Origin of the sequence: Sebaldella sp. S0638, from assembly GCF_024158605.1 — a bacterium.
GTDB lineage: Bacteria > Fusobacteriota > Fusobacteriia > Fusobacteriales > Leptotrichiaceae > Sebaldella.
The window spans coordinates 1-2,928 of record NZ_JAMZGM010000209.1 but is presented as its reverse complement, the minus strand read 5'-3'; the positions used below and the strand labels follow the sequence as shown (position 1 = coordinate 2,928).

Sequence of the window (2,928 nt, the reverse complement as noted above, 5' to 3'; positions counted from 1 at the left end):
ATTTCGGACACCTGCCTTCTCTCAATTAGTTTACACAATCAAGATTTTTGTGTCCACTTTTTCATACTAACACCATAGGCACCTATTCCGTTTACAGTTACATTCCCATCAACTGTAATCTTAGTAGTTCCTGTTCCTTTGACAGTACCGTCATCTGATAATGTTATTGCTGCTGCTCCTATATTACTGTTTGAATTATCTGTAAGACTGTCTATTGTTCCTGTTTGCGTTGCTGTTATTGATTTTACATTTACTGTTGTTGCTGCCTGACTTCCTGCTCCCGTATTATCAGATTTTACTGTTGAAGTTAAATCATTTACTCCAAAGGCAAACGCTCCTATTGAATTACTTCCTGAAAGTGTTACATTCTGTGCATTTATCTGTCCTCCGTTTTTAGCAAAAAAAGCTGTGGCTTTATTACTTCCCATATTTACATCATCAGCTACATTTATTGTAGAATTAAAATCAATTATATTTTTTCTTCCTGTCTGGCTCTCTCCTCTTCCGTAAGCTTCGCTGTCATAAGTAGATGTAGTCATAGCTAATCTTGGATTATACCATACACCTTCTGTATAGAACATAACCGATCCCTCTGCTCTGTTAGTCCCTGTTCCTGCATTGTCGGATATTGTGCTTCCTGTATCTATTTCTACTACTGATCCGTTTTTAGCAACTATTCCTATACCGTTTTTGGAATATTTTCCAAATTCGACATTGAAATTTGATAAAGCAAGGTTTCTTATCGGGTCTGCTGACAGATACGGAAATCCTATTTGTGTTCCGTTAGTGATTCCTATTATTTCTGAATACGTTGCAGTATCTACTTTAAAATCAAGGGTAGCTGGGAAATATTCAAGATATGAAGAAGACCCCACTGTATTGTTTAGTCCTGTTCTTTGTCCTGAATCTACATACATTCCTACATTATCTTCACTTTTCGCAGCATTATTTCCTGATTTATTTCCTGTTCCTGTCTGTGTACTTCCGCCTTTACCGTCAAGGTCTGTTCCTATCTTTATATCTACATCCACATTCCCTTGGAATATTCCGTTATAGTCTGGTCTTGAAGTATGCTTGGTAAAGTAGTAACCCACATTTTGATCTCCCTGAAGATTTAATGTTCCTGCATTTAGATATGGTGTACTGGAATTTCCTGCTGTTGTTTCCCATTTTGTTCTGTCTGCTATATAGGCATTTGTCCATACTCCAACATTTCCGCTTCCTATGTAATCTATATTCCCACTTGCATTATCGAGACCGACATTTCCAATTATAGGTGCAAATACATTATACTTTCTAGGATTAGTATAATATGCTACCGGACTTGACATTCCTGGAGCCGCATACCCATAATTATTTCCATCCCATCTGTATTTGCTTGTAGGTGCTATATAGAATAATGCATTTGAACTTGTACTGGCATTTAGGTTCATTCCCCCAAGTTCCAGATAATTTGCATTAACTCCCACATCTGTAAATGCTGCTCCGATATCATTTCTCGTTCTCCAATCAGATATACCTGGATTTCCCCCATCTTGATTAGATATTGAAAAAGTAGAAAATATTGTATTGGAATCACCAGTTAAATTAATATCTACATCAGTAAGACTTACTTTATATGCACTTCGAATATCCATCTGACCCACTATACTTCTTCCTGCAAGTTCCAACGATACACGATTCATTGTAATTGATGAAGTTTGTGCAAATACTGCCGTGGAATATGATGATGAACCTCCTACTTTTATCTTCATATCTTCTACTGTAGGTGACCCTTGAAATATCCATGCCTGTTGATATCTTGTGGTATTGTATGTTCTTCCTGTAAGTGAATCTTCATCTGCATATGATACCCATGTCCCAGCTGCAATTGCCGGAAAACCTGCTGGACTCACCTCAACTGTGGGCCATGGACTGCTTCCATATTGATTATTAGGTGTCCCTCCTGTTACACCGTTTACTATCTGTATATTATCATATCTGTTTGTGACTACACCTGTTGAACTCGTTGTTGCCTGTACTACACTGTTGGAATCTTTCCCGTTTCCTCTTATTACTCCATTTACTTTGAAAAAAGCCTGATTATTTATATCAATTACTCTTGGCGGTGCTCCCTGTTCCCATGCCTTAATATCTCTATTAAATGTATTAATGGCAGTCGGCACTAACCCGGCAACACTGCTAAATCCCCCTAACCAATCTCCTCTTCCTCTGTTAAAAGCCGTAAAACTCGGCGCAGGCGGTGAAGCAGGTGTTGTTATATCCGGTGCTACTCCCTTTATACTTGGTGGTGTCACCGGTGCTACATTTAACGTCGGTGGTGTCAGTTCCAGTGTCGGTGCTGCTAAATCTGTGAACTGAGGCCCTGTTATATCCTTCACATCCACATTTACATTCACTGATACTGTTCCGAGATTCAGACTTGCCGGTGAACTCATTGACAATACCGGTACATTACTCGTTATTACCGGCGCTTCTACATTCACGCTTATTGGGTCTACATGTACCGGCATTAACAATATTTCCGGTGCTTCAGGTATTTCCGGCTCTTCTACTTCCGGAAGGTCTATTCCTATATCCTGCGGTGTTATCACCTGCGGTATCTTTATTACCGGAATTACTGTTAATACTGCTGTATTATCATATTTCCCCATATTCGTATTCCACGCTTCTGTATCTGTTATCCAGCCTGTTGTTCCACGTCTTGCGGTTGTTGTTCCCAGATAATTATTTAATGAGCTTCTTTCTGCATCCTGTGATGTTTTCGTTCTATTCGAATACACCCAGTTCTTACTCTCCCTGTCCATATCTTTATAGTGACCAAGAGTTGAGAATACATAACTTGCCCATGGTAGGGAGTGTGCAAGAAAGTCTGTAAATTAAATCTGATATAATAAAAGATTTGTTTTTCATATATTGATTTATCTA

1 protein-coding gene is annotated in these 2,928 nt (G+C 38.8%); it reads right to left on the bottom strand.

Going from position 1 to position 2,928, the window contains the following annotated elements; all coding sequences use genetic code 11:
• Nucleotides 1–38: 38 nt before the first annotated feature.
• Nucleotides 39–2,783 carry a hypothetical protein gene (locus tag NK213_RS19505; protein ID WP_253352438.1) on the bottom strand — a complete coding sequence of 915 codons (2,745 nt, stop codon included), beginning with the start codon at nucleotides 2,781–2,783 and terminating at the stop codon, nucleotides 39–41.
• Nucleotides 2,784–2,928 lie beyond the last annotated feature (145 nt).